Source organism: Roseateles sp. P5_B10 (assembly GCF_056400485.1).
In genome coordinates, this window is record NZ_JBFULE010001594.1 from 1 (window position 1) to 604 (window position 604).

Annotated in this window: 1 protein-coding gene; it reads left to right on the forward strand. The window is 65.6% G+C overall.

Features of this window, described 5'->3' with window-relative positions; all coding sequences use genetic code 11:
• Positions 1-604, forward strand: a 604-nt coding sequence (locus AC1DU6_RS34775; protein WP_477863078.1) for a non-reducing end alpha-L-arabinofuranosidase family hydrolase, incomplete at both ends; no start/stop codon positions are given.

Sequence of the window (604 nt, forward strand, 5' to 3'; positions counted from 1 at the left end):
GGCCGGCTGTGGTGGCAGCAGCGCAGCCGCCGACGCGAAGCCCGCCGCCGGCGGCGAGACGCCGGCCCAGGCCGTCGGCTTTGAATGGAAATCCAGCGAGGCGCTGATCAAGCCGCCGGCCGACCGGGCGGACATCTTCGGCGTCAAGGACCCGACCATCGTCTACCACGACGGCCGCTATCACGTCTTCATGACCACTGCGGGCAAGAACGGCTGGGGCATGGCCTACACGAGCTTCGCGAACTGGGATGAGGCGCCGAAGGCCCCGCAGTTCATGCTCGAAAAATCGCCCATCGGGCCGGGCTATCGCGCGGCACCCCAGGTCTTTTACTTCGCGCCGCAGAAGCTCTGGTATTTGATCTTCCAGGGCGGTGACCCGCTCTATTCGACCACCCCCAACATCGCCGACCCCCACTCGTGGACGGCGCCCAAGCCCTTCTATTCGGCCATCCCGGCCAGCGTCAAGAACGCCGAGGGCCATGCGGTCTGGCTGGACTTCTGGAACATCTGCGACGACAAGAAGTGCCATCTCTTCTTCACAGGCGACAACGGCAGCTTCTACCGCGGCGAGACGACGATCGACCGCTTCCCTCAGGGCTTCGCC